We start from the raw sequence: 23,775 nt of genomic DNA on the forward strand, positions 1-23,775 counted from the left end.
CTTGAGTGACAGCAACTCAACTCAGCTCACGCAAGGAGACACACCCATGGCCCGTGCAGTCGGTATCGACCTCGGAACCACCAACTCCGCCGTCGCCGTCCTCGAGGGTGGCGAGCCCACCATCATCGCGAACGCCGAGGGCGGCCGCACCACCCCGTCGGTCGTCGCCTTCACCAAGGGCGGTGAGGTCCTCGTCGGTGAGATCGCCAAGCGACAGGCCGTGACCAACGCCGACCGCACCCTGCGCTCCGTCAAGCGCCACATCGGCACCGACTGGACGAGCGAGGACATCGACGGCAAGAAGTACACCGCCCAGGAGATCAGCGCCCGCACGCTGCAGAAGCTCAAGCGCGACGCGGAGTCCTACCTCGGCGAGCCCGTCACCGACGCCGTCATCACCGTGCCCGCCTACTTCGACGACGCCGAGCGCCAGGCCACGAAGGAGGCCGGCGAGATCGCGGGCCTCAACGTCCTGCGGATCGTCAACGAGCCCACCGCCGCCGCGCTCGCGTACGGCCTCGACAAGGGCAAGGAGGACGAGCTCATCCTCGTCTTCGACCTCGGTGGCGGCACCTTCGACGTCTCCCTCCTCGAGGTCGGCAAGGACCCCGAGGACGGCTTCTCGACGATCCAGGTCCGCGCGACGAGCGGCGACAACCAGCTCGGTGGCGACGACTGGGACGACCGCGTCGTCCAGCACCTCCTCACCACGGTGAAGAACACCACCGGCGTCGACCTGTCCAAGGACAAGATCGCCATGCAGCGCCTGCGTGACGCCGCCGAGCAGGCCAAGAAGGAGCTCTCGTCCGCGAGCAGCACCAACCTCTCGCTCCAGTACCTCTCGATGAGCGAGAACGGCCCGATCCACCTCGACGAGAACCTCACCCGCGCCCAGTTCGAGCAGATGACCAAGGACCTGCTCGACCGGACCAAGCAGCCGTTCCAGAACGTCATCAAGGACGCCGGCATCAACCTCGCTGACATCGACCACGTCGTCCTCGTCGGCGGCTCGACCCGGATGCCGTCCGTGACGGCTCTCGTCAAGGAGCTCACCGGGGGCAAGGAGCCCAACAAGGGCGTCAACCCCGACGAGGTCGTGGCGCTGGGCGCCGCCCTGCAGGCCGGTGTCCTCAAGGGTGAGCGCAAGGACGTCCTCCTCATCGACGTCACCCCCCTCAGCCTCGGCATCGAGACCAAGGGCGGGCTGTTCACCAAGCTCATCGAGCGCAACACGGCGATCCCGACCAAGCGCTCCGAGGTGTTCTCGACCGCCGAGGACAACCAGCCGAGCGTGCTCATCCAGGTCTTCCAGGGCGAGCGCGAGATCGCGCAGCAGAACAAGGCGCTCGGCACCTTCGAGCTCTCCGGCATCGCCCCCGCCCCGCGTGGCGTCCCGCAGGTCGAGGTGACCTTCGACATCGACGCCAACGGCATCGTCCACGTGACGGCCAAGGACCGCGGTACCGGCAAGGAGCAGAAGATCACCATCTCGGGCGGCAGCGCGCTGTCCAAGGAGGAGATCGAGCGCATGGTCAAGGACGCCGAGGCCCACGCCGAGGAGGACCGCGTGCGTCGCGAGGAGACCGAGACCCGCAACCTCGCCGAGTCGCTCGTCTTCTCGACCGAGAAGTTCCTCGGCGAGTCCGGCGACAAGCTCTCCGACGACCAGCGCAAGCCGGTCGACGAGGCCCTCGCGGACCTCAAGGAGGCCATCAAGCCCGAGTCCACGCTGTCCCGCGACGACATCCAGGCCAAGATCGACACCCTCAACGAGGAGTCCCAGAAGATGGGCGCCGCGATGTACGCCGCAGCGGCCGAGCAGGGCGAGTCCGCGGACGCCACCGGCGAGGCCGGCGACGGCGCCGCGCCGACCGGCGACGCCGGTGCGTCGGACGACGACGTCGTCGACGCCGAGGTCGTCGAGGACGACGAGGAGAAGAAGTGACCGACTCCTTCCGGCAGGGCGACGTGCCCGGTGACCCGCCGCCGCACGAGGACGACGTCCTCGACGGCGAGGTCGTCGAGGACGCCGAGCAGGGTGACGACTCGATCAACACCGAGTCGGTCAACGACGGTGAGGAGGTGGCTCCGGCTCGGGCGGGGGCCACCGCCCCCGCGGGTGTAGCGGCACCCGCGGCGGTGGAGCACCCCGACACCGCGCTCGCGGCCCAGCGCCTCGACGACCTCCAGCGGCTCAACGCGGAGTACGTCAACTACAAGCGCCGGGTCGACCGCGACCGTGCCAGCGTCCAGGAGCGGGCGGTGCGCGACGTCCTCGAGACACTGCTGCCGGTGCTCGACGACATCCAGCTGGCCCGTGAGCACGGCGACCTCACCGACGGGCCGTTCGCGGCGATCGCCGACAAGCTCGAGGCCAGCCTCGGCAAGTTCGGCCTCGTCCGCTTCGGCGCCGTGGGCGAGGTCTTCGACCCCATGCACCACGAGGCCCTCATGCACGCCGCGTGGGACGCCTCGAACCCCGACCTGCCGACCGACGCCGGCACGACCACCGTCGTTCAGGTGCTCCAGCCCGGGTACCGCAGCGGCGACCAGGTCCTCCGACCCGCACGGGTGGCCGTCGCCGACCCTGAATGACCGGTACGGAGCGGGCGGTGACGTTCACCGTCGTTGTCCCACAGCGGCATACGATGACTGAGAGGAGGCGCTGATGGCGAGCCAGGACTGGTTCGAGAAGGACTTCTACGCGATCCTCGGCGTCCCCAAGGACGCCGATGCCGCCGCGGTCAAGAAGGCCTACCGCAAGCTCGCACGCACCCACCACCCGGACAAGAACCCGGGTGACACCGCCGCCGAGCAGAAGTTCAAGGACATCGGCGAGGCGCACGCGGTCCTGTCCGACCCCAAGCAGCGCGAGGAGTACGACGCCATCCGCCAGATGGCGCACGGTGGCGCGCGCTTCCGTGCGGGCGGACCGGGCGGCAACGGGGGGTTCGAGGACATCTTCAGCGCCTTCGGCGGTGGGGGTGGCGGCTCGCGCGTCCGCTTCGACACCGGAGGCGGCTCGTCCTACGGCGGCTACCCCGGAGGCGGCGAGGGGGACATCAACGACCTCCTGTCGCAGATGTTCGGCGGTGCCGCCGGTGGTGCCGCGCGTCCCGGACCGGCCGGGTATGCCGGCTACGGCGCCCCGCGTGGTCCCCGCAAGGGGGCCGACGTCCAGGCGACGACGACCCTCGCGTTCCGCGACGCCGTCGAGGGCTCGACCGTGACGCTGCGGACCGCCGAGGGCCGCACCATGACGGCTCGGATCCCCGCCGGTGTCAAGGACGGTCAGAAGATCCGCCTTCGTGGCAAGGGGCAGCCGGGGGAGCCCGGCGCCGGGGCCGGCGACCTCATCCTCACCGTCACCGTCCAGAAGCACCCGGTGTTCGGCCGCGACGGAGACAACCTCACGGTCGACCTGCCCGTGACCTTCGCCGAGGCCGCCCTCGGTGCCACGGTCACGGTGCCCACCCTCGACGGCGCCAGCGTCAAGGTGCGGATCGCGCCCGGCACCCCGTCCGGACGCGTGCTCCGCGTCAAGGGACGCGGCGTGGCTGGCAAGGGGGCTGCCGGTGACCTGCTGGCCAAGGTGCAGGTGGTCGTGCCGGAGTCGTTGTCGGACAAGGCTCGTGAGGCCGTCGAGGTCCTGCGCGCCGAGGCCGGTGGCGACCCCCGGGCGGCGCTCGCCGAGCAGGCCAAGGCCTGACGATGGGTTCGCGCCAGGGGTTGCCGCGACCGGACGACGACGCCGTCTTCGTCATCTCGGTCGCGGCCGAGCTGGCCGGCATGCACGCCCAGACGCTGCGCCAGTACGACCGGCTCGGCCTCGTGACGCCCTCGCGCACCCGGGGGGGCGGTCGGCGGTACTCGGCCCGGGACGTCGACCTGCTCCGTCAGGTCCAGCGCCTCTCCCAGGAGGAGGGCGTCAGCCTCGCCGGCATCGCCCGGATCCTCGAGCTCGAGAACCACGTGGACGCCCTGCGGGCCCGCGTCGCCGAGCTCACCCACGAGGTCGAGCGGCTGCAGGCGGTGGCCTCCCAGGGGTCCAGGGTCTTCTCGGTCGGCCCCGGTGGCGAGATCCTCGCGAGCCGGCTCGGGGAGCGCCCGCGCCGCCGTCCCGGTGGTGGCTCCGCCTCGCAGGCGCTCGTCCTGTGGCGGCCCTGAGCCCGGGGCAGGCCACGGCATACTGGCGCGCGTGAGCGACCACCTGCTGCTGTTCCCCGAGCGTGACACCGCCGACGAGGTGGCCGCGGAGCTCTCCGACGAGGGATTCACCGAGGTCCGCGTCATCCGCGTCGCCAACGCTGGGCGGGGTACCCCGGCGCGCAGCGCTGGGGCCGACGACGCCGAGGACGTCGAGTGGGGCGTCCTCGTGCGCGAGGAGATGGTCGCCGACGAGTCCGGGCCGGTCGAGGGCGGGCTCCGCGAGCGGTTCCGTGCCCTGGCCGAGGATCGGGACGGCTGGTACGACCCGCAACCCTCGACCTCCTGACCGGTCCCGGCCGGGTTGCGCGGTCTGTTTCCCGGTGCGGGAAGCCCCGAGAATGTCCCGTTGGCCTTGTCCAATGGACAAGCCCGCGCGTCCACCCCCGAACCACCGGACCACGGGCAGGTTGTGGGTTTAGCATCGAGCCACTGAGGCCAGTGAGGTCCTTGGTGAACGACCGACGAGGAGACAGAAGTGGTCGATGCGGCGCCCATCCTGGAGATGACGGCCATCACCAAGACCTTTCCCGGAGTCAAGGCACTCGACGACGTCACGCTGACCGTCCGTCGCGGTGACGTCCACGCGATCTGCGGTGAGAACGGCGCGGGCAAGTCGACCCTCATGAAGGTCCTGTCGGGCGTCCACCCGCACGGCACCTACGACGGGACGATCCGCTTCAACGGTGCCGACGTCACCTTCAACAACATCCGTGACTCCGAGCACGCCGGCATCGTCATCATCCACCAGGAGCTGGCGCTCATCCCCGAGCTGTCCATCGCCGAGAACATCTTCCTCGGCAACGAGGAGACCAAGAACGGCGTCATCGACTGGGTGCGCACCAACAACCGCGCCCGCGAGCTGCTCGCCCGGGTCGGCCTCGTCGAGGACCCCGAGACCCCGATCAAGAACATCGGTGTCGGCAAGCAGCAGCTCGTCGAGATCGCCAAGGCCCTCGCCAAGGACGTCCAGCTCCTCATCCTCGACGAGCCGACGGCGGCCCTCAACGAGGAGGACTCGCGTCACCTGCTCGACCTCATCCGGGGCCTGCAGGGCAAGGGCATCACGAGCATCATGATCAGCCACAAGCTCAACGAGATCGAGGCGATCGCCGACGCCATCACGATCATCCGCGACGGCCAGACCGTCGAGACCCTCGACGTCCGCGAGGGTGCCGTCGACGAGGACCGCATCATCCGCGGGATGGTCGGCAGGTCGCTCGAGTCGCGCTTCCCCGACCACACGCCCGAGATCGGCGAGGTGATGTTCGAGGTCAAGGGCTGGACCGTCGCCCACCCGCAGGTCCCCGACCGGCTCGTGGCCAAGCAGTCCGACTTCTTCGTCCGGCGCGGCGAGATCGTCGGGTTCGCCGGCCTCATGGGCTCGGGCCGCACCGAGCTGATGCGCTCGATCTTCGGCCACTCCTACGGCACCTGGCTCGGCGGCGAGATGACGCTCAACGGCAAGAAGGTGGACCTGCGCAGCGTCCCGGCCGCCATCGACGCCGGCATCGGCTACCTCACCGAGGACCGCAAGACGCTGGGGCTCAACCTCCTCGACGACATCAAGACGACGACGGTCTCGGCCAAGCTCAAGAAGATCGCCCACAACTTCGTCATCGACCGGCGCGCGGAGCACTCGGCCGCGGACGACTACCGCAAGGCGCTGCGCACCAAGACGCCCAACGTCGACTACGGCGTGGCCAAGCTCTCGGGCGGCAACCAGCAGAAGGTCGTCCTGGCGAAATGGCTGTTCACGGACCCCGACCTGCTCATCCTCGACGAACCCACCCGCGGCATCGACGTCGGCGCCAAGTTCGAGATCTACGGGATCATCCAGCGCCTGGCGAACGAGGGCAAGGGTGTCATCGTCGTCAGCTCGGAGCTGCCCGAGCTGCTCGGCCTGAGCGACCGGATCTACACCATCAGCGAGGGCCGGATCACCGGTGTCCTCGACAAGGGTCATGCGGACCAGGAGTCCCTCATGCGCCTCATGACCAAGACCTCGACGACGCCGACCCCGAAGGACGCCGCATGAACAAGCTCAAGGAGATCTTCGGTGGGGACACCCGACAGTTCGGGATGATCTTCGCCCTCGTCTTCCTCATCGTGCTGTTCCAGGTCCTCACCGACGGGCTCACCCTCGACCCCGGGAACGTCATCAACATCTTCCAGGGCAACAGCTACATCCTCGTCATGGCGATCGGCATGGTGCTCGTCATCATCGCCGGCCACATCGACCTCTCGGTCGGCTCGGTGGCGGCCTTCGCGGGCATCGTCGTCGCGATCGCCATGCGGGACTGGGGCATCCCCTGGTACGTCGGCATCCTCCTCGGCCTCGTCATCGGCGCGCTCGTCGGTGCATGGCAGGGGTTCTGGGTGGCCTTCATCGGCATCCCCGCCTTCATCGTCACCCTCGCGGGCATGCTCATCTTCCGCGGAGCCAACCAGTGGGTCGGCAAGTCCAACACGGTGCCGGTCGACGAGAGCTTCCAGACCATCGGTGCCGGCTACCTGCCCGAGGTGGGGCCCAAGACGGGCTACAACAACCTCACCATCCTCATCGGCCTGCTCGTCTGCGCGGCGATCATCGGGGGGACCCTGCGCAACCGCCGCAACCAGGCCAGGATCGGTGCCGAGGTCGAGGCGGGCTCGACCATGTGGATCCGGCTCGGCCTCATCACCGTCGCCATCCTCGCCGTGGCCATGCTCATGGCCTCCGGCCGGCGCGGCACCTCGCTGCCGATCTCGGCGCTCATCCTCGGCGCGCTCGTCCTGCTCTACGGCTTCATCTCGACGCGCACGATCATCGGTCGCCACGTCTATGCCGTCGGTGGCAACCGCCACGCGGCCGAGCTGTCCGGTGTCCGCTCCAAGCGGGTCAACTTCCTCGTCATGATGAACATGTCGATCCTCGCGGCGCTCGCCGGGATGATGTTCGTCGCCCGGTCCAACGCCTCCGGCCCGTTCGACGGTGTCGGCTGGGAGCTGGACGCGATCGCCGCCGTCTTCATCGGTGGCGCCGCGGTCACCGGTGGTGTCGGCACGGTCGTCGGTGCCGTCATCGGAGGCCTCGTCATGGCCGTCCTCAACAACGGCCTCCAGCTGCTCGGCGTCGGCGCCGACATGACCCAGATCATCAAGGGCCTCGTGCTGCTCGCCGCCGTCGCCTTCGACGTCTACAACAAGTCGCAGGGCCGTCGCTCGATCACGGGCCTGCTCATGCAGAACTTCGGTCGGCGAGCCACCCAGGACACGACCGAGACGGTGAAGCAGGAGTCCTGACCCGGGCTCGCCGCACCACACAACTTCATAGCTCTCACAGGTGGCGCATCCGTCCCGGGTGAGTCACGGCATACGAAAGAAAGAGACGACATGCGTTCCCTCACCAAGGTGATGGCGGCCTCCGCCGTCGCAGCTCTCGCACTGACCGGCTGTGGCCGTGCCGACGAGGAGACCCCGACCGACACCGCCAGTGGCGGCGCCAGTGGCGCGGCCGAGGCCTTCCCCAAGGACGCACTCATCGGCGTCTCGCTCCCGCAGAAGACGTCCGAGAACTGGGTCCTCGCCGAGAACCTCTTCAAGGACGACCTCGCCAAGGCCGGCTTCAAGGCCGACGTGCAGTTCGCCAACGGTGGTGTCGGCGAGCAGCAGAACCAGATCCAGTCCATGGTCACCAAGGGCGCCAAGGTCATCGTCATCGGCGCCATCGACGGTGCCCAGCTCGGCACCCAGGTCAAGGCGGCCAAGGACGCCGGCGCGACCGTCATCGCCTACGACCGCCTCATCAAGAACACCGACGCGGTCGACTACTACGTCGCCTACGACAACTTCAAGGTCGGCGAGCTCCAGGGCAACGCGCTCCTCGAGGGCATGGCCGCCAAGAAGCCGCAGGGCCCGTACAACATCGAGCTCTTCGCGGGTTCCCCCGACGACGCCAACGCGCAGGTCTTCTTCGACGGCGCGATGAGCGTCCTCAAGCCGAAGATCGACGACGGGACGCTCAAGGTCACGTCCAACCAGACGGCCTTCAACCAGGCCGTCACCCAGGGCTGGAAGGCCGAGAACGCGCAGAAGCGCATGGACACCCTCCTCTCGGCGTCCTACGCCTCCGCCACGCTCGACGGCGTCCTTTCCCCGAACGACACCCTCGCCCGGGCGATCATCACCTCGGTCAAGGCCGCCGGCAAGCCGGTCCCCGTCGTCACGGGTCAGGACTCCGAGGTCGAGTCGGTGAAGTCGATCATGGCCGGTGAGCAGTACTCGACCATCAACAAGGACACCCGCAACCTCGTCAAGGCGACCCTCGAGATGGTCGCCGCGCTGCAGAAGGGCGAGAAGCCGACCGTCACGGACGACAAGTCCTACGACAACGGCGTCAAGGTCGTCCCGGCCAACCTGCTCGAGCCGCTCATCGTCACCAAGGCCAACGCCAAGGAGGCGTACGCCAACGACCCGACCCTCTCCAAGGTCACCGGCTGACCTGACCCCCGTCAGGCCCACCTGCGACTCGGCCCCGTCACCCCTGGGTGGCGGGGCCGGTCCCTTGTGTCTCCGTCGTTCTCGCGGGCGCACGTCGCCAGGGCCGCATGGCCCGTCGAGAACGACATGGCCCCACGGGGGCGGTGCTCCCGGTAGGTTGCCCAGATGGTCGACGGAGCAGGGCGCACAAGGCACGTCGTCGTCATGGGCGTCTCGGGGTCCGGCAAGTCGACCGTCGCCAAGGGGGTCGCCGATGCGCTCGGGTTCGACTTCGTCGAGGCCGACGAGTTCCACAGCGCGGCCAACATCGCCAAGATGGAGTCGGGGACGCCGCTCACCGACGAGGACCGCTGGCCGTGGCTTCGTGACCTCTCGAGGTGGATGGGGGAGCAGGCGGCCGCCGGGCGGTCGACGGTCATCACCTGCTCGGCGCTGCGCCGGTCCTACCGCGACGTGCTGCGCGAGGACCCGCCTTCGGTGGACTTCCTCCACCTCGACGGGCCGGCCGAGGTGATCCGCGACCGGTTGTCGGACCGTACGGGCCACTTCATGCCCGCGAGCCTGCTCCAGTCCCAGATCGACACCCTCGAGGCGCTCGACGCCGACGAGAGCGGCGTCGTGCTCGACCTGCGCCACCCGCCGGAGCGGATCGTCGCTGAGGCGGTCGCGTGGCTCGAGGCCGACGACGCCGGACCGGCGCGTCCCACCCGTCCTCACTGAGCCCACGGGTGGGCGCGGCATGATGTGCGGGTGCCCACCACCCCGCGCCGACAGGGACGTCGCACGGACGACGGCTCCGGCCGGTTCTTCGGCCTGACCGCGCTCAGCACCCTCCTCCCGGGTGCCGGCCTGCTGCCGACGCGCCGCCGCCCGCTGGGCCTGTTCCTCCTGCTGGGGTTCCTGCTCCTCGGCGCGCTCGGGCTCGTCTACGCGTGGCGCAAGGGGTTCGTTCTCACCGCCCTCAACGTCGCGGTGCGGCCGGGAATGCTCGTGACGCTGCTCGTGGCGACGATCGTCGTGGCGCTGCTGTGGTGCGCCGGGATCCTCCTCACCGCCCGCGAGACGGCACCGGAGGAGCCCGGCCGCCTGCAGCGGGCGGGGTTCGCCGCGCTGTGCTGCCTCCTCGTCATCGCCCCGGCGGCCACCGCGGTGCGCTACATGACCATCCAGCACGACGTCATCAACGTCCTCACCGGCGGCGCCGACGAGAAGGAGGCCAACGCCTGGGCGGGGAAGCCGCGGGTCAACGTCCTCCTCCTCGGGTCGGACGCGGCCGACGACCGGGTCGGTGTCCGTACCGACTCGATGATGGTCGCGAGCATCGACACGGGCACGGGCGACACCGTGCTGTTCGGGCTGCCCCGCAACCTCGAGCGCGTGCCGATCCCCGCGTCCAACCCCCTCGCGGCCGCATACCCGAACGGGTACGACTGCGGAGACGAGTGCCTGCTCAACGGGGTGTGGACCCTGGCGACGAACGCCGCGACGGAGGACCCCGCGCTCTTCGCCGGGGACCCCAACCCGGGCCTCACGACCACTCGCGACGTCATCGGCGCGATCCTCGGCCTCGAGATCGACCGCTCGCTCGTCGTCAACCTGCGCGGATTCCAGGCGCTCGTCAACGCGATGGGTGGGGTGGAGGTGAACGTCAAGGAGCGCGTCTGCATGGACTGCAAGCTCCGCAACGGCCGGATCGTCTTCGTCAGTGGCGAGGAGCGCTGGATCGAGATCGGCCGGCAGCGCCTCGACGGCAAGCGTGCCCTCTGGTACGCCCGCTCGCGCGCCGGCAGCGACGACTTCAGCAGGATGCGCCGCCAGCGGTGCGTCACCGCGGCGATCCTCGACCAGGCCAACCCCACCGAGCTGCTGCGCAACTACCCGGACCTCGCCAGGGTCGTCAAGGACAACGTCAGCCTCGACATCCCCCAGTCGGAGCTGCCCGCCTGGGCCGAGCTGGTCGGCACCCTCCAGGAGACCGGCTCGATCCTGAGCCTGCCCATCACCAACAAGGTCGTCAGGGTCGCCAACCCCGACTTCGACAAGATCCGCGACCTCGTCCAGGCGGCGATCGACCCGGTGCCGACGCCCACCGTCACGGCCACCCCGACACCGTCGAGGTCGGCGTCGGAGCCGTCGGACTCCCCGTCACCGAGCACCTCCCCGAGTGAGCCGACCGACCAGGTCGAGGACATCGCCGCCACCTGCTGATCCTCCCAGAGTTGAGTGGAATCAACTCAACTTCGGCGGCGTTGTCCATGGTGAGACGCCTGTCCTGCCTGCTCACCGAGGAGATCGCCCATGGAACTCACCCCGACGACCAAGGTCGCCGAGGCCCTTGCCCTCGCCCAGCGCTCCGCTCAGGGCGCCGGGAACCCCGAGGTCACCCCCGACCACCTCGCGCTGGCCCTCGCCGAGCAGCCCGAGACCTCCACGCCGGCGCTGCTCGAGGCCGCCGGCACCACCCCGGAGGCCGTCGCCACCGCGGCGCGCTCCGCGCTGTCCCGTATGCCGGTGAGCTCCGGTCCCAGCGCGGCGGACCCGACGCTCGGGCAGGCGACCCTGGGCGTGCTGAAGCACGCGTCGACCCTCATGTCGGCCAAGGGGGACACGCACCTCGCCACCGACCTGCTCGTCCTCGCCCTCGTCGAGAAGGGCCTCCTGCCCGGCGCGCAGCGCGCGGCGGCCCGGGCCGTCGAGGCCCGCATCGACGAGCTGCGAGCGGGTCGGCACGTGACGTCGGAGGCGCAGGAGAGCGGGAGCGAGTCGCTGGAGAAGTACGGCACCGACCTCACCGAGGCCGCCCGTGACGGCAAGCTCGACCCGGTCATCGGCCGCGACGCCGAGATCCGCCGGGTCGTCCAGGTCCTCTCGCGGCGGACCAAGAACAACCCCGTCCTCATCGGGGACCCCGGAGTCGGCAAGACCGCGGTCGTCGAGGGCCTGGCCCAGCGCATCGTCGACGGTGACGTGCCGGAGTCCCTGCGCGGCAAGCGCCTCATCAGCCTCGACCTCGGCTCCATGGTCGCCGGGGCGAAGTACCGCGGCGAGTTCGAGGAGCGGCTCAAGGCGGTCCTCGCGGAGATCAAGGCGAGCAACGGCCAGATCGTCACCTTCATCGACGAGCTGCACACCGTCGTCGGGGCCGGCGCCACCGGAGACGGGTCCATGGACGCCGGCAACATGCTCAAGCCGATGCTCGCCCGCGGCGAGCTGCGGCTCGTCGGCGCCACGACCCTCGACGAGTTCCGGGAGCACGTCGAGAAGGACCCGGCCCTCGAACGACGCTTCCAGCAGGTGTTCGTCGGCGAGCCCTCGGTCGAGGACACGGTCGCGATCCTGCGCGGGCTCAAGGAGCGCTACGAGGCGCACCACAAGGTCGAGATCGAGGACACCGCCCTCGTGGCCGCGGCCAGCCTCTCCGACCGCTACATCACCGGACGCCAGCTCCCCGACAAGGCCATCGACCTCGTCGACGAGGCCGCCTCACGCCTGCGGATGGAGATCGACTCCAGCCCGGTCGAGATCGACGAGCTCCGGCGTGCGGTCGACCGGCTCAAGATGGAGGAGCTGCACCTCGCGCGCGAGACCGACGAGGCCTCCGTCGAGCGCCTCGCCCGGCTCCGGGCGGACCTCGCCGACAGGTCCGAGGAGCTCGCCGGTCTCAACGCCCGGTGGGACGCCGAGAAGTCCGGCCTCAACCGGGTGGGTGACCTCAAGGCGCAGGTCGACGACGCGCGCACCCGCGCCGAGCGCCTCCAGCGGGACGGGGACTACGAGGGGGCCTCCCGCCTCCTGTACGGCGAGATCCCCGAGCTCGAGAAGCAGCTCGCGGCCGCCAACGAGGAGGCCGCGGCGGCCTCCGGGCCCTCCGACCTCATGGTCAAGGAGCGCGTCGGGGCCGACGACATCGCCGAGGTCATCTCCGCGTGGACCGGCATCCCGGCAGGACGCCTGCTCCAGGGCGAGACCGAGAAGCTCCTGTCCATGGAGGCGATCATCGGGTCGCGCCTCATCGGCCAGTCGAGCGCCGTCCAGGCGGTCGCCGACGCCGTCCGGCGCAGCCGGGCCGGCATCGCCGACCCCGACCGTCCCACCGGGAGCTTCCTCTTCCTCGGGCCCACCGGTGTCGGCAAGACCGAGCTGGCCAAGTCGCTCGCGGACTTCCTCTTCGACGACGAGCGGGCGATGGTCCGGATCGACATGTCCGAGTACTCCGAGCGGCACGCGGTCGCCCGGCTCATCGGCGCGCCCCCGGGCTACATCGGCCACGAGGAGGGCGGCCAGCTCACCGAGGCGGTGCGCCGGCGTCCCTACTCCGTCGTGCTCCTCGACGAGGTCGAGAAGGCCCACCCCGAGACCTTCGACATCCTGCTCCAGGTCCTCGACGACGGGCGGCTCACCGACGGGCAGGGCCGCACGGTCGACTTCCGCAACGTCATCCTCGTGATGACGAGCAACCTCGGAAGCCACTTCCTCATCGACCCGGTGATGGAGCCGGAGGCCAAGCGCAACGCCGTCATGGCGGCCGTGCGGTCGGCGTTCAAGCCGGAGTTCCTCAACCGCCTCGACGAGATCGTCCTGTTCGACGCCCTGACCCGCGACGAGCTGGCACACATCGTCGACCTCCAGGTGCGTTCCCTCGCAGCCCGGCTCAGCGACCGCCGGATCGTGCTCGAGGTGACCGACGCGGCACGCGAGTGGCTCGCCGACACCGGGTACGACCCGGCGTACGGTGCTCGTCCGCTGCGGCGGCTCGTGCAGAAGGAGATCGGCGACCGACTCGCCCGGGCCCTCCTCGCAGGCCAGGTCCGCGACGGACAGACCGTGACCGTCGACCTCGAGGACGACGCGCTCAGCCTGGTCTGACCTCTCGCCACTCCTCCGTGCGACCACGACACGCCGCAGGTGTCTCTTCATCGGGGACCCGCGAGGTGCGTTGTCAGTACCCTGTGGGCCACCCACACCCCGGAGGACTCCCCATGCGTCGTCTCCTGACAGCCCTGCTCGCACTTCCGCTCGCAACGACGCTGGGTCTGAGCGTGTCACCTCTCGCCGAGGCGCAGGCGCCAGTCGGTCGATCGGCGCTCACGGTCTCCTCCCCCACGAATGCCCACACTCGGGTCCTGGAGTCCGACCTCGACGGAGGGCAGCCCGAATACGGTGGCCTCGTCGGCACACCGCTGGCGCCGACACGTGATGTGAGTGCCACGAAGAAGCGCCAGGCGTCCATCCGGGACACTCCCCGCAACTCGGTGTCGCCCGAGGCCCGACTGCCCGCCGACCCCCCGATCATCGGCTACGCGAAGTCCAGTGCCACCCTGCGGCCCGCGAGTGCGGGCGCTCGCCCGTATGAGGGCACCACCATCACCGCCCGCGACGGTTTTGGTGTGCGGGACTCCACCGGCGTGCGGATGTTCTCCTTCTCGGGCCAGAGCACCCTGTGGAACCACCCGGTTGGCCAGGCCCAGTACGCCCTGACCAGTCTCAACTCGTATCGCCTCACCAAGGATCAGACCTACCTCGACATCGCAACGAAGAACGCGCAGAGGCTCGTCGATCGGAGGGTGATCTCTGGCGGGGCGTGGTACTACCCGTACGACTTCGACTTCGCCGTCCATGGCGACACCACCCAGACGTTGCGGGCGCCGTGGTACTCGGCGATGGCCCAGGGCCAAGCCTTGTCCGTGTTCGTCCGACTCTTCGAGGTCACGGCCGACCCCACGTGGAAGGCTGCGGCCGACGCCACCTACGCCTCCCTGCGGCAGGCGCCCGAGGGTGAGGCGCCATTTGCCTCCCATGTCGACGCACAGGGGCGGCTCTGGCTGGAGGAGTACCCCCGATACCCGTTCGCCAACAGCGAGAAGGTCCTCAACGGGCACATCTTCGCGTTCTACGGGCTGCACGACTACTGGATCCTCACCGGCGAGAGCGAGGTCCAGGACCTGGCCCTCGGAGCCCTGCGCACGGTCGAGCTGACGGTTCCCGTGGAGTTTCGCCGGCCGAACGGCGCCAGCGTCTACTCCCTTCGCCATGGATACCCCAGCTACACGTACCACAACGTCCACGTCCGGCAGATGCTCGAGATCTGGCGGCTGGTGACCTCCCGCGTCTACTTCGTCAACGTGGCCAACGTGTACCGCAGGGACTTCTCCCAACGTGGCGGTGCCGGCGTCGCGGTCATCTCCCCGCGGGTCACCACGCTCTACAAGGCGGACAGCCTGGGCAAGATCTCGGCGACGAGATCGGTCAGCTTCACTCGACGGACAGGCGCCCCGTACGACTACCGGCACCGTCTCCAGGGAGGTCCTGTCGGTCTGCGAATCTCCGCAGGTGCCTACGCGGGATGGTTCGCTCCAGAGGGTTTCGGCGTGGCGTGGTCAACAGGAGCGGTGGACCGCCACGGTTACCTGCCGCGGGTCACGATCCAGTTCCAGCCGAAGTCCTTCACCGCCTACCGCCTCGACGGGGCGGGCAACATCGCGGGCCACAAGAACCTCACGATCACTCGCACCTCCAACGCTCCCAGTCCAGAGAGCGGTGTCGTCCAGGGCCGCCCGGCGTGGTACTTCCCCGATGGCGCGTTTGCCGGCCTCTGGGTGCCGATGCAGACCGGAATCGTTCCCCTGTCCTGACAACCCCTGCGCAGCCGCTCACGCCCGGGGGCTCGACACGGGTTGAGTCGCCCCTTCGGTGGCCGGAGCGTGACGCGCATCAGGGGCACCGGCCGTGGCCAGTAGGGTGAGCGCCATGCGACGACGCGCTCTGCTGAGCACCTCAGTCACCGTGGCCGCGGTCCTGCTGGTCGGGTGCTCCGGGGGAGACGAGCCCACCGCCGAGGCCGACCCCGCGACAGAGCTCGAGGCGGCCAAGCGGGTCTTCGACGAGGCCAAGTACGTCGGACTGACCTTGTCGAGCAAGGACGTCCCCCAGACCGAGAACGGCGTCACCGGTGCCATCGGCACGGGCGAGATCAGCGCGACGGAGCCGAAGTTCAAGGGCACGGTCACCGCCACGATCAAGGGCGTCACCGGGTCGGCGGACGTCGTGACGATCGGCGACGCGGCCTGGATGAAGTTCTTCACGCCGGGCTACAACCCCACCGACCTCGCCGACCTCGGGGCGCCCAACCCGTCGAACTTCTTCGACCCGGCCACCGGCATCTCGGCGCTGCTCGTCGACACCGGCTCGCCCGTCGTCGGCGAGAAGGTGCGCGACGGCGCCGCGGTGCTCCAGCAGTACAGCGGCACGTTGCCCGGCGCCCGGATCAAGGAGCTGCTCAACCTCGGCGACGGCACGAGCACCTTCACCGTCACCTACGGCATCGCCGAGGGCGACAAGCTCCAGCTCGCCGAGATGACCGGGCCGTTCTTCGCGGGCACGACCTCGACCTTCACCCTGCGCCTCAAGAGCTACGGAACGCCGGTTGAGATCACCCGCCCCTAGGGCGCTGCTCGCGACGGCGTCCGTCGCGGTGGCGCTCGCGGCAGCCGACACCTATGTCGTCGTGCTCGCGCTGACCGACATGATGGCCGGGGTCGGCCTCGGCATCGACAACCTGCAACGGGCGACGCCGATCATCTCCGGGTTCCTGCTCGGCTACATCGCCGTGCTGCCCCTCATCGGCCGCCTCGCCGACCTCACCGAGCGCCAGCGCGTCCTGCTCGCCTGTCTCGCGATCTTCGTCGTGGGCTCGGCCGTCACCGCCCTCGCGGTCGAGCTCCCGGTCCTCGTCGCCGGCCGCGTCATCCAGGGTGTCGGCGGCGGCGGACTCGTCCCCGCGACCCTCGCGATCGTCGCCCAGCTCTGGGGCCGCGACCGCCGTGGCACCCCGCTGGGGGTTGTCGGGGCGGTGCAGGAGCTCGGCTCGGTCCTCGGTCCGGTGCTCGGCGCTGCGGTGCTCGCCGTCGCCGACTGGCGCGCGATCTTCTGGCTCAACGCCGTCCTGGGCGTGCTGCTCGTGGCGGCCGTCGTCGCGGTCGGTGGCGGTGTGCCGTCCCGCCCCCGCGCCCTGCCCGTCGTCGTGTCGCTCGTGGCGGCCCTGGTCGGTTGGCTCGCGCTGGCCGCCCCCGCGGCCCTCGCCACGGACGTGGCCCTCGGCGTGCCGTTCGTGCCCTTCGGGGAGTCGACGTCGAGGCTCGCCACACCCGTCGGCGTCGTGGCCCTGGTGCTCGTCGTGACGGCGGCAGCGCTGTGGGTGCGCGGGTCGTGGGCCGTGCTGCGCCGGGCCGACCTGCTCGGTGCCCTGCTCCTCGGGGGCGCCCTCGGGTGTGTCGTCCTCACCTTCGCCGCCTCCGACCCGGAGAAGGAGGTGGTCGGACCTCTCGGGTTCGCGCTCCTCCCGGTGGCCGCCGCGCTCGCCGGGCTCTACCTGCTGCAGCACCGGCGCGCGGAGCAACCGCTCGTTCCGCGGGGCGTCGTCGTCGGCCGGACGCGGTGGTCGCTGCTCGTCAGCCTCTGCGTCGGGGTCGCCCTCGTCGCCGTCATCGTCGACGTGCCGCTGCTCGCCCGGCTCGTCCACACCGAGAGCGAGACGGTGGCCGCGTTCGTGCTCGTCCGCTTCCTCGTCGCGGTCCCCGTGGGGGCGCTCGTGGGCGGGTGGTCGCTGCGCCGTCTCGGTGACGGGCTCGTCAGCGGCGTCGGGCTCGCGCTCGCGGCGGTCGGGCTCGTCCTCATGTCGACGTGGGGCCGGGGCTCCCTCGACGAGTGGACCTCGACGGTGGTCCTCGCGCTCGTGGGCCTGGGCATCGGCCTGGCCCTCGCCCCGGTGAACAACGCCGCGCTCGCCGACTCCCCGCAGGACGCCCACGGCACGGCCAGCGCGCTCGTCGTCGTCGCCCGGATGATCGGCATGGTGGTCGGGCTGGCCCTGCTCACCGCGATCGGCCTGCACCAGTACTACGCAGCGGTCGCGGCGCTGCCGGACCAGACCGACAACCAGGCCCTGCTCGACGCGGCGGTCGTCCAGGTCGAGTACGTCTTCCGCGGTGCGGCCGTCGCCGCCGCGGTCGGCGCCGTGGCCTCCGTCGCCCTCGGCCTCACCCGGCGGCCCTGACCTCCAGGTCGTGCCGGTGGTTCCCGGCAGCGGTCGCCGGGGCCGGCCGTGGTGACCGCACGGCGTGAGCGTCGGGCGTCCACCCGGTGAGCGCCGCCCGCGCCGCCACCGCCAGGGCACCGCAGCACGCGGTCATGACGACGAACCCTGCGATCGTCCGGACGGTGAGCGACTCCTCGGACCCCGCCGTCTCGACGACGATGAGGGCCAGGAACCCGACGATGGCCAGCACGCCCAGGGCGCGCAGCCACCGGCTGCGCGCGCCCACCAGGGCCAGGCCGAGGACGCCGGGGGCGAGGAACATCCCGGGCCCGAAGAACAGCACGAGCGAGGGGAGGGCGAGCAGCTTCCACCAGCGCGAACGGCCCCGCAGCTTGAGGGCGTGGGCGGCTGCCAGGCAGAGCCCCGCGACGGCGAAGACCCCGACGACGAACCCCGTTCCCGCCCAGGTGAACTCCGGGTCCTCGGTGAGCAGGGCCATGAAGCCACGGGCCACGAGGCCGAGGGCCATTCCCAGCCCCAGCCCGGCAGCGAGCTGCCGGAACAGCGCGCCCATCACCACGCCACCGTGAGACACGCCAGGCGCAGGCCGGCGGCCCCGGTCTGGGCGTTGGTCGGGTCCGCGTGGATGACGACCGATCGGGAGCCGGACTCGGGGACGAAGGGGACCTTGGCCGTCCCGGTCCCGGTGCCGTCCTCGACGGTGAAGTCGAGCCAGATCTCGGTGCGGTCGCTGATGCCGGGGGTCGGGCTCTGGCCGTGGACGTGCGAGTTGTAGTGGGGACCTGCCGCGGCCCCGTTGCCGGCGACGCACGGGCCGTCGTGCAGGTGCGCCCCGAAGGTGTCGCCCTCGGCGGCCGGGCCGATGCCCTTGACGGTGAGGACCGCGTGACTGCCCTTGGCCGACTCGACCATCTGGACCCGGGCCGTGGCACCGTCGAAGGGACCCGAGGTCGCCGTGGCGAGGTCGCTGAGGGCACCCGAGGTGCGCAGGAATGGCCCAAGTGCCAGCGCCGGGGTGGCGGTGAGGAGCACGATGGCGGTGGCGCCGACGGCGGTCCGCAACGGTGAGGTGGTGAGCATCGGAGTGTCCTTTCTGCGACGTCGACAAGGTGTCGACACCACTGCAGACGTCCCTGTGGTCCTGCCGGGTGACACCGTAAAGTCACAGGAAAAACGTCGCTCCGCGCGTCACCCGACGGGCGCCCCAGACACGTCTGTCAGGGCGAAGGAGTCCGTCGCCCACCTCGATCCGCACTCGGTGGACGTGGGCCACGCGGGTGACGCGAGACCCGACGTCGTCGAGCTGTTCGCGGCGGAGGCGGCCTCCCTCACCCGTCTGGCGAGGTTCTATCTCGACGACCGGACAGCCGCCGAGGACCTCGTCCAGGAGGCGTTCATCCGGCTGTCACGCTCGGCCGGACGGATCCGCCACGGTGGCAGCGCGGCGGCATACCTGCGGTCGATGTCATCAACCTCGCCCGGGATCACAACCGCCGTGGCCTGGTCTCGCTGCGACACCGTCCGCCCGCCCAACCGGACGCGCCCTCCGCGGAGGAGGACGCGAGCAGTCGGGCGGAGCGGCAGGAGGTCATCGAGGCGTTGCGTTCCCTGCCGCGGCGGCAGCGGGACTGTGTGACCCTGCGCTACTACCTCGACCTGTCCATCCCCGACATCGCCGTGACGCTCGGCCTGTCGGCCAACACCGTGAAGACCCATCTCCAGCGCGGGCTCGCGGGCCTCGCCCAGACCTTGGAAGGAACGCGATGAGCAACCTCGAGGACCGGCTCACCCGCGCCCTTTCCGACTACCCGATGGAACCCTCGCCGGACCTGTTCGACCGGGTCGTCGAGAGCATCGCCGCCGACCGGGCCCGCCGCCGTGCTGTCCTGCGGTGGTCGTTCGTTGCCGTCGTCGCCCTCGCCCTGGCCGTCGCGGCCGTCCTCCTCCTCACGCCCCGATCGAACGGAGCCCTCGCCATGCCCTGGTGGATCCTCGAAGTCGCCACGAACGCCGTCCTCGTCGCCATCGCGCTGTGGCTCGGACCCTTCATCAAGCGGTTCGGGAGGGCGTATGCCGCCGACGTCTTCCACGACAACCCCCTCACCGGCAAGAGCTACATCGTGCTGACCGACATCGTCTACTACCTCATCTTCACGGCCTACATCCTCTTCTGGGTGCGGGTGGAACCCGAGTCCGGCTGGTACTCCCTCAAGGGACTGGTGACCGCCCCGCAGGTCCAGCAGTCGCTCGTGCGTGTCGGCGGCATCCTGCTCATCATCGGGATCCTGCACGGGCTCAACATCATCCTCATGCCCGTCCTCGGCCGGCTGTTCTCGCTCAACCGCAGGCTCCCCGACGCCGTGGGGGTGGGACGGCTGCGCACCGACGACCGGGAGTGACCGGACCGGCCGATCGGGGTCGCGCCTGCGGTCGCGCCACGGCCGGGCCACACCTAGGTTGGGGTCCATGTCCACGCCCTCGCGCCCTCGCGCCTCCCGCGTCCTCGCCCTGACGACTGCCGCCGCGTGCGGCCTCGGCGTCCTCGGAGGCGGCGCGGCCCGCGCGGCCGACCCCACCGTGATGACACCCATCGGTGGTGGCTACACGCTGGAGACGTTGCAGGGCTTCGCCCGTGCGTCCGCCGACGGTGCGAGTGGCCCGAGTGTCGACCTCGTCGTCATCCCCTCGTCCTACGGTGACGCTCCGGCCGACCGGGAGGAGAACCTCATCCTCGCCCAGCAGCGCACCAGCGAGGTCGACGCCGCGTGCGACGCCGTCGTCACGGCGCCGTTCACCGGCTGCACCGCCGTCCTCGCCCCCCTGCTCGCCCGTGCGGATGCGGACGACCCCGCGAACTCGGCGATGATCGGTGCGCAGACCGATGGCATCTTCATCCTCGGCGGCGACCAGGGTCTGGCGATGTCGATCCTCGCCGACTCCCCGGCGGAGGCCGCGATGGAGGCGGCCTTCCGGGGTGGTGCGGCGGTCGGCGGCACGAGCGCCGGGGCCGCCGTCGAGTCGCGCACGATGATCAACGGCTACGTCGGGGACCTCGGACCGTGGGACGGGCTGCAACAGGGCAGCTCGCTCATCTGGTGGGGTGACGACGCCGACCGCGAGCGTGGGCTGCGCTTCGGTTCCGAGCGCGCCATCTACGACCAGCACTTCTTCCAGCGTGGCCGCTTCGGTCGGCTGCTCTCGACCCTCGCGACGTCGGACGGACGCTTCGGGGGCGTGAGCAAGGTCGGGGTCGGAGTCGACTACGCGACCGGCATCCGCAACACGGCCGACGCGACGCTGAGCGGGACCTTCGGGGCGTCCTCCGTGGCCGTGCTCGACCTCGAGTCGCTGTCGTCGCCCATCGCCTGGGTCGGAACCGACCGCGTCCTGTCCACCCGCAACGTCGTCACGCACCTCCTGCCGCCGGACGGCGGCGGCAGCTCCACGGCATACGACCTCGCCACCCGGACGGTCACGCGCAACGGCGCCGCCGTGCCCACGGTGGCGCCGGCGCCGACCGGTGGCCCGACGGTCCCGGGCGCCGTCGGCACGGTCTACCTCGGCGGGGACGTCGTGGGTGGCGGTTCGACGGCGGTCGTCGACCAGTTCGTTGCGGACGCCCGCGCCGCCGTCACCGCCGGCGCACAGCCGCGGGTCGTCGTGCTCGCGGCCTCGTCCAGGGACAAGAAGGCGACCAAGGCGTACACCGACGCGCTCGAGGCCGCCGGGTGGACCGGCACGGTCGAGGTCGTCGAGCAGGACAAGAAGTCCAAGGTCGTGACCAGCGGTGCCGCCGGGGTCGTCCTCGTCGGCGAGACGCCGGCCGCTGTCGCGACGGCACTGGCGGATGCCGCCTTCGCGGCGCTCGTGCGGTCGGCCGTGCTGACCACGCCGGTCGTCCTCGCGGACCGACACCTCGGCGCCGCGCTCGGGACGTGGTACTCCGCCAAGGCGGACCCGACCGACACCAACTACGAGGACGAGGCGATCGCCAACTTCCGCACGGGAGACGGTCAGTGGCAGCCCGGACTGGGACTCGTGACCGGGTCGCTCGTCCCGTCGCTCACCCTCGACTACCGCTGGGGCAAGCTCTTCGACCTCGGCGCCCTTGCGCCACAGGACATGGCGTGGGGGGTCGGTGAGGACACCGCGGTGCGAGTCGCGCCCGGAGCAGCCTCGACGGTGGTGGGTGACGGCTCGGTCGTGGCGCTCGACCCGCGGAGCGCGCAGTTCTGGACCGCGCCCAACGGCGCGATCGGCGCCGTCGGCGTCCTCCTCAGCACCTTCGGTGCCGGTGAGGCGCTCGCGATCGGGTGACTCAGTGGTGGTCGATCATCCCGATGAGGGCGTCGGCGACGACGTCGGTGGCTTCGTAGGTGAGCATGTGCCCCTTGCCGGGGAGCACCGTCAGCCGCGAACCCGGTATGCCGGCGTGCAGCGCCCGTGACCACCGTGCCGGGGTGATCCGGTCCTTCCCACCCACCAGGACCTGGGTCGGCGCGACGGCGACGCTCTCGAGGGACCCGACCTCGTCGTGCGCGCTGATCGACGCGAAGTAGCGACCGGTCGTCGCGAACGGGGTCCGGCCGATCTGGCGTGCGGTGGCCCTGACCGCCGCCGGGTCGGGGTTCTCACCGAACGCGTGGCGCCGGTGGACGGCCGTGGGAAGGAGCGCGCGGGGTGCGAACAGCGGCACGCGGGCGGCGAGGGACATGACGGCCGCCTCTCCGCGGATGCCCTTGCGGTCCCCCACCGACGCGGTCGTCGAGACGAGGACGGTCCCGCGCACCCGGTTGGCGAACGCGGAACGGTGCTGGCCGGCATACGCGAGGAGGGTCATCCCACCCATGGAGTGGCCACCGAGCACGAGTGGACCGCCCTGGGCAGTGGCCTCGATGACCGCCGCGAGGTCGTCGGCCAGTGCGCGGATGGACTGCGACCGGACCTTGCCCCAGGAGGAGCGCCCATGCCCTCGCTGGTCGTAGGTGATGACGCGAACGTCCCGGTGCGACTGCACTTCTCGCACGACGGGCTCCCAGCTCTCGCGGGTGAGGGTCCAGCCGTGCGCGAGGACGACCGTGGGGGCGTCGGGGGCGGGGGTGTTGCGGGGCGAGAACTCGGTGGCCGCGAGCGCTGCGCCTCCCGACGCCGGGACGCTGAGGATGCGGTGGGTCACGCGTCGGCCACCTCGATGACGACGGGGGCGTGGTCGCTGGCGCCCGTCCCCTTGCGCTCCTCGCGGTCGATCGCGGCCCCGCGGACGCGGTGGGCGAGGGCCTGCGACGCGAGGATGAAGTCGATCCGCATGCCGCGCCGCTTCTGGAACGCGAGCCGCTGGTAGTCCCAGTAGGTGAAGGTCCCGGGCTCGATGTGCGGGCGCACGACGTCGGTGACGCCGGCGTCGAGCACGCCCTGGAACGCGGCGCGCTCGGGAGGGCTGACGTGGCTCTTGTCGAGGTAGTACTCCATCGACCAGACGTCCTCGTCCTGGGGCGCGATGTTCCAGTCGCCCATGAGGGCGAAGGGCTCGCCCCCGGCTGCCCAGGCGCTCGTCTGGACGCGCAGCTGCTCGAGCCACGCGAGCTTGTACTGCATGTGGGGGTCGGTGAGGTGGCGGCCGTTGGGGACGTAGAGCGACCAGAGGCGGACCCCGTTGCACGTCGCGCCGATCGCGCGGGCCTCCTCGGCGGCCGGCTCACCCCAGTGCGGCATGCCTGGGAAGCCCCGGCTCACGTCGGACAGGCCCACCCGGGAGGCGATCGCGACACCGTTCCACTGGCTGAGGCCGTGGTGCGCGACCTCGTAGCCGAGGGCCTGGAAGCGGTCGAAGGGGAACTGGTCCTCGCGGCACTTCGTCTCCTGGATCGCGAGGACGTCCACCTCGGAACGCTGGACCCAGGCCTCGACCCGGTCCATGCGTGAACGGATGGAGTTGACGTTCCACGTGGCGATTCGCACCCCAACACCCTACCCGCGAGTAGCCATGCGGAGCGGTCAGCGGGCGGGGGAGACTCGCGCGCCGTACGGGCCGC

21 protein-coding genes and 1 pseudogene are annotated in these 23,775 nt (G+C 70.6%); 18 read left to right on the forward strand and 4 right to left on the reverse strand.

Annotation, left to right across the window (positions count from 1 at the left end):
- Window positions 1–46: 46 nt before the first annotated feature.
- From dnaK to AC3EU2_RS09035, 14 genes are all read left to right on the forward strand, one after another.
- On the forward strand, window positions 47–1,945 hold the full coding sequence (gene dnaK / locus AC3EU2_RS08970; protein ID WP_488179361.1) for a molecular chaperone DnaK: 1,899 nt from the start codon (window positions 47–49) through the stop codon (window positions 1,943–1,945).
- Window positions 1,942–2,595 carry a nucleotide exchange factor GrpE gene (gene grpE, locus AC3EU2_RS08975; protein ID WP_488179362.1) on the forward strand — a complete coding sequence of 218 codons (654 nt, stop codon included), beginning with the start codon at window positions 1,942–1,944 and terminating at the stop codon, window positions 2,593–2,595. Before dnaK ends, grpE begins: the two co-directional genes overlap by 4 nt.
- Window positions 2,596–2,668: 73 nt before the next feature.
- Window positions 2,669–3,709 (forward strand): DnaJ C-terminal domain-containing protein, encoded by a 1,041-nt coding sequence (locus AC3EU2_RS08980; RefSeq protein ID WP_488179363.1) that lies wholly within the window; start codon window positions 2,669–2,671, stop codon window positions 3,707–3,709.
- Window positions 3,710–3,711: 2 nt separating this feature from the next.
- Complete coding sequence (locus tag AC3EU2_RS08985) at window positions 3,712–4,167, forward strand: heat shock protein transcriptional repressor HspR (RefSeq protein WP_488179364.1); 456 nt, start codon at window positions 3,712–3,714, stop codon at window positions 4,165–4,167.
- A gap of 31 nt (window positions 4,168–4,198) precedes the next feature.
- A complete protein-coding gene (locus AC3EU2_RS08990; protein ID WP_488179365.1) occupies window positions 4,199–4,495 on the forward strand; it encodes a hypothetical protein in 297 nt (98 codons plus the stop codon).
- A gap of 216 nt (window positions 4,496–4,711) precedes the next feature.
- The gene (mmsA, locus tag AC3EU2_RS08995; protein ID WP_488179366.1) at window positions 4,712–6,244 is read left to right on the forward strand and encodes a multiple monosaccharide ABC transporter ATP-binding protein; all 1,533 of its coding nucleotides are present in this window, start codon (window positions 4,712–4,714) and stop codon (window positions 6,242–6,244) included.
- A complete protein-coding gene (gene mmsB, locus AC3EU2_RS09000) occupies window positions 6,241–7,491 on the forward strand; it encodes a multiple monosaccharide ABC transporter permease (RefSeq protein WP_488179367.1) in 1,251 nt (416 codons plus the stop codon). The genes mmsA and mmsB overlap by 4 nt, the downstream gene beginning before the upstream one ends.
- Window positions 7,492–7,581: 90 nt before the next feature.
- Entirely contained in the window at window positions 7,582–8,688 is a 1,107-nt protein-coding gene (locus tag AC3EU2_RS09005) for a substrate-binding domain-containing protein (protein ID WP_488179368.1), read from the forward strand.
- A gap of 165 nt (window positions 8,689–8,853) precedes the next feature.
- A complete protein-coding gene (locus AC3EU2_RS09010) occupies window positions 8,854–9,408 on the forward strand; it encodes a gluconokinase (protein WP_488179370.1) in 555 nt (184 codons plus the stop codon).
- A 30-nt stretch (window positions 9,409–9,438) separates the two neighbouring features.
- A complete protein-coding gene (locus tag AC3EU2_RS09015) occupies window positions 9,439–10,896 on the forward strand; it encodes an LCP family protein (RefSeq protein ID WP_488179371.1) in 1,458 nt (485 codons plus the stop codon).
- A 90-nt stretch (window positions 10,897–10,986) separates the two neighbouring features.
- Entirely contained in the window at window positions 10,987–13,554 is a 2,568-nt protein-coding gene (gene clpB / locus AC3EU2_RS09020; protein WP_488179372.1) for an ATP-dependent chaperone ClpB, read from the forward strand.
- Window positions 13,555–13,886: 332 nt separating this feature from the next.
- Window positions 13,887–15,320 carry a D-glucuronyl C5-epimerase family protein gene (locus AC3EU2_RS09025; RefSeq protein ID WP_488179374.1) on the forward strand — a complete coding sequence of 478 codons (1,434 nt, stop codon included), beginning with the start codon at window positions 13,887–13,889 and terminating at the stop codon, window positions 15,318–15,320.
- A gap of 115 nt (window positions 15,321–15,435) precedes the next feature.
- Complete coding sequence (locus AC3EU2_RS09030) at window positions 15,436–16,131, forward strand: LppX_LprAFG lipoprotein (protein ID WP_488179375.1); 696 nt, start codon at window positions 15,436–15,438, stop codon at window positions 16,129–16,131.
- Window positions 16,112–17,740, forward strand: a complete 1,629-nt coding sequence (locus AC3EU2_RS09035) for an MFS transporter (RefSeq protein WP_488179376.1) — start codon at window positions 16,112–16,114, stop codon at window positions 17,738–17,740. Before AC3EU2_RS09030 ends, AC3EU2_RS09035 begins: the two co-directional genes overlap by 20 nt.
- Here AC3EU2_RS09035 and AC3EU2_RS09040 read toward each other — a convergent pair.
- The gene (locus AC3EU2_RS09040; protein ID WP_488179377.1) at window positions 17,724–18,296 is read right to left on the reverse strand and encodes a hypothetical protein; all 573 of its coding nucleotides are present in this window, start codon (window positions 18,294–18,296) and stop codon (window positions 17,724–17,726) included. The two genes, AC3EU2_RS09035 and AC3EU2_RS09040, sit on opposite strands and share 17 nt — an antisense overlap.
- Complete coding sequence (locus AC3EU2_RS09045) at window positions 18,296–18,823, reverse strand: superoxide dismutase family protein (RefSeq protein WP_488179379.1); 528 nt, start codon at window positions 18,821–18,823, stop codon at window positions 18,296–18,298. Before AC3EU2_RS09045 ends, AC3EU2_RS09040 begins: the two co-directional genes overlap by 1 nt.
- Here AC3EU2_RS09045 and AC3EU2_RS09050 point away from each other — a divergent pair.
- The 4 genes and pseudogenes from AC3EU2_RS09050 to AC3EU2_RS09065 all read left to right on the forward strand — a co-directional run.
- Window positions 18,777–19,145: pseudogene (locus AC3EU2_RS09050) on the forward strand (sigma factor); the annotation flags it as partial. The gene AC3EU2_RS09045 and the pseudogene AC3EU2_RS09050 sit on opposite strands and share 47 nt — an antisense overlap.
- Before the next feature lie 107 nt (window positions 19,146–19,252).
- Window positions 19,253–19,510, forward strand: a complete 258-nt coding sequence (locus AC3EU2_RS09055; protein ID WP_488179465.1) for a sigma-70 family RNA polymerase sigma factor — start codon at window positions 19,253–19,255, stop codon at window positions 19,508–19,510.
- Window positions 19,507–20,142, forward strand: a complete 636-nt coding sequence (locus AC3EU2_RS09060; protein ID WP_488179380.1) for a hypothetical protein — start codon at window positions 19,507–19,509, stop codon at window positions 20,140–20,142. The genes AC3EU2_RS09055 and AC3EU2_RS09060 overlap by 4 nt, the downstream gene beginning before the upstream one ends.
- A gap of 67 nt (window positions 20,143–20,209) precedes the next feature.
- Window positions 20,210–22,060, forward strand: coding sequence for a hypothetical protein (locus tag AC3EU2_RS09065; RefSeq protein ID WP_488179381.1), 1,851 nt, complete (start codon window positions 20,210–20,212; stop codon window positions 22,058–22,060).
- Window position 22,061: 1 nt separating this feature from the next.
- On the opposite strand, the gene AC3EU2_RS09070 is transcribed toward AC3EU2_RS09065, so the two are convergent.
- The gene (locus tag AC3EU2_RS09070) at window positions 22,062–22,919 is read right to left on the reverse strand and encodes an alpha/beta fold hydrolase (RefSeq protein ID WP_488179382.1); all 858 of its coding nucleotides are present in this window, start codon (window positions 22,917–22,919) and stop codon (window positions 22,062–22,064) included.
- The gene (locus tag AC3EU2_RS09075) at window positions 22,916–23,701 is read right to left on the reverse strand and encodes an exodeoxyribonuclease III (RefSeq protein WP_488179383.1); all 786 of its coding nucleotides are present in this window, start codon (window positions 23,699–23,701) and stop codon (window positions 22,916–22,918) included. The genes AC3EU2_RS09070 and AC3EU2_RS09075 overlap by 4 nt, the downstream gene beginning before the upstream one ends.
- Window positions 23,702–23,775: the final 74 nt, after the last annotated feature.

This window comes from Knoellia sp. B-D-2 (assembly GCF_057714695.1).